3 protein-coding genes are annotated in these 2667 nt (G+C 47.5%); 1 reads left to right on the plus strand and 2 read right to left on the minus strand.

Annotated elements, in window-relative coordinates:
* Positions 1-216: 216 nt before the first annotated feature.
* Positions 217-948, plus strand: coding sequence for a DUF6088 family protein (locus ACY692_RS14795; protein WP_462326147.1), 732 nt, complete (start codon positions 217-219; stop codon positions 946-948).
* Between the two features lie 24 nt (positions 949-972).
* On the opposite strand, the gene ACY692_RS14800 is transcribed toward ACY692_RS14795, so the two are convergent.
* Positions 973-1437, minus strand: a complete 465-nt coding sequence (locus ACY692_RS14800; RefSeq protein ID WP_462326148.1) for a double zinc ribbon domain-containing protein — start codon at positions 1435-1437, stop codon at positions 973-975.
* 921 nt (positions 1438-2358) lie between these two features.
* Positions 2359-2499, minus strand: a complete 141-nt coding sequence (locus ACY692_RS14805; protein ID WP_462326149.1) for a hypothetical protein — start codon at positions 2497-2499, stop codon at positions 2359-2361.
* Positions 2500-2667: the final 168 nt, after the last annotated feature.

A 2667-nucleotide genomic window follows, 5' to 3' on the forward strand; every position in this document is an offset into this window, starting at 1 on the left:
CATGAATATCAGGCTCTGGGATTTTTTTCAACATTAAACCCGTCCCCATATTCCGCTGAGATGCATCGGAAGCGGCATAAAACACTCAGGCAGGGTGATGAGTGGTTGTCATTTACAGCGGTAAATCATGTTTAGCGTATATGTCATGTTTTAACCCTCAAAAACTTGACATATACGCTAAAAAGGTTACTCCTCTTTTCAAACGAGGATCATATCATGCAAGCTGCTTCACAAGTGAAAAATTATGTCGAGTCGGTCCCTCCGGGAAAGATCATCACCTACAAGGATTTCACTGGTATGCAAGAGGTCAAACCGCAGGCTCTGGCCAAGGCACTCGAGCGGTTGGTGAAACAAAAAGTTTTGGTCCGTCAGGCCAAAGGGACTTTCTATCGCCCCAAACAAACGGTTTTTGGCCCGATCAGTCCGCCTGATGAGGAAATAATCTCCTTTCTGACCAGGAAAGGAGACCGAATAACAGGAATGCTCACGGGTCAGTCCATCTATCTCAATCTTGAGATATCCACCCAGGTTCCGAGCATTCTGAGCATTGCCACCATCACGCCCCGAAAAAAACAGACCCTGGGCAAGCTCCAGGTTCGGTTCGTGCGCAGTTACGTTGCCTCGTTTGAAGCAGACGATGTCCCCCTTCTGCAACTGCTTGAGGCACTCAGATTCATCAAACACGCCCAGGGCTGTACTCCGGATGACGTTCTGATCGTTCTTGAAAAAAAAATCCGAAAACTGTCTCAAAATGATCTGAAGAAGCTGACGGATTTTGCCAAGAAGTATCCACCCATGGTCCGAGCCATCTGCGGTTGTCTTTTCGAACAGATCCACAAGCCTGAACAGGCCCATTCCCTCCGAACCACGCTTAATCCCCTGACGACATTCAATATCAACATCTCAGAGAGCATCCTGCCCAATAAAAAATCATGGGGAATAGTATGAAGCTTCATGAATCCAAAGAATTCTTCATTGCTTTTTTTTGTTTTTATAAACAAATTTGCGACCACATTTCGGGCATTCTTCGGGCATATATGTGATATCAGCGCCACAATCAGGACAAAATATATCTCGTGGGGCGCGTGGCAAATCATTCTTACAATGTTTGCAGACTTTTGCTGCAACAAGAACTTCTTCTGCACAAAAAGGACATATTCTTGTCACATTATTGCTGTTCCGAGAAATATCTTCAATTTTAGGCATAAAACCGATCATCAAAAAACCCAAAGGGCCTAACAAAACCCCCATTAGGAACCATGCACAACCACTTCTCCCTTTTGCGTTTGCCAAAATTGCTGATGCGAATCCGAGAAGTAACCATATAAAAACTATCTCCATAACCTCTCCTTTCTTTTTTGTTTTTGTATAACCTTTGATACCCATATCTCTAAAATTTAGACGCTGTGTCCTATGAGTCTTATCGGGGTTGGACATCAACATCTCTTCAGGATACCGGCATAAATCATCCTCAGAGGGCCTTTTTGTGCGCTTAGACCGCCCATTTGCCCCGTAAAATGGGCAGTCTAAGTCTCAGCTAATCATACTTACATTCAAGCGTCGGCTGGACTCACTGCTCCCTAGAAAAGACGGTTTTCCATCAGATATTGGGATTCCTGGGCCAGCATCTACCACGTATGCTTCTCATACTCCCGACAAGATCCTTCAGTTCATCCCGTTTATCATGCACTCATTCCGCAAGCTTGAGCAGGTGGAACCGATTGGTCCAGCCGGCAGATAATACGTTTCAGCCGTATCGGGGGCTGTTGGTAGATGATGGAAATCCCTTTTCATTCTTGAAAGAAATTGCTTCTGGTTCTCAAAATCCAGAGGGCGATGCCTACATCCGAGATACCACCAACCAGGGGCGGTCTTTCCCCGTGACCGTCACATCTGTAGCTTGTATCGATGCCGATATGATCGAGTCACCTGCCCCGGCCGCTATGCAGGTGTTCATGACGGAAAAGTCGCCAGGCTGTCCGGCCTCGGCTCCGGCTCCGGGAAGTTGACAAGAAGACTGACCACCATTGCTTGCAGATCATGCCTGGGGATGCATTACTCAATGATTTCCCTGTAGCCCCCTTTTTGGGGGCCGACGTATCTCAGTTTCCCTTGATCTCTCAACTTTTTTGACAGCCCGTCCAACCGCACTCGTTGACTTCCCAATCCGCGGACGGCTCCTTCGGCAAGTGTTGTTCCAGGATCCTCACTGAGCACGACCAGGACCGCATCCGGCGTTTTTATTAGCTCCACGACAAGGCCACTAGGTCTGCTCGGGTTCTGGAGTGGCATAGACGGTATCTCCATCCACCAAGTCGTCCACACTCCCGCTCGAGGCAAAGGCGGGATTGAGCTGGATCAACGGGTCCGGCCAAAGCAGGCCGTTTCCAGCTCGGCTTTGACCTCGTCGTGGATACGCTGATCAGGGATTTCAATGAAGCTTCGGATGTAGTTGGAATAGTCGTCGACGATGCGGTGACGGAGATTGTAGACATCCACGGCAGATTGGGTATGTTTTTTTGGGGTGGATGGAAAACGGAAAATGATCTTCTTACAGCTGTGTCAGCAACAAGCATGCAGTAAAGATCATGAAATTGGTCGCAAGTTACTCATTCTGATGCGCCTGCAAAAAGTCAGGTCTTTAAAAACACTTGATCATTTCATGTC

Source organism: Desulfoplanes sp., assembly GCF_054921335.1.

What these genes read in the sequence shown, in the direction of transcription:
- ACY692_RS14800 (WP_462326148.1), bottom strand. Translation starts at nt 1,437, where the DNA reads ATGTCCAACCCCGATAAGACTCATAGGACACAGCGTCTAAATTTTAGA.
- ACY692_RS14795 (WP_462326147.1), top strand. Translation starts at nt 217, where the DNA reads ATGCAAGCTGCTTCACAAGTGAAAAATTATGTCGAGTCGGTCCCTCCG.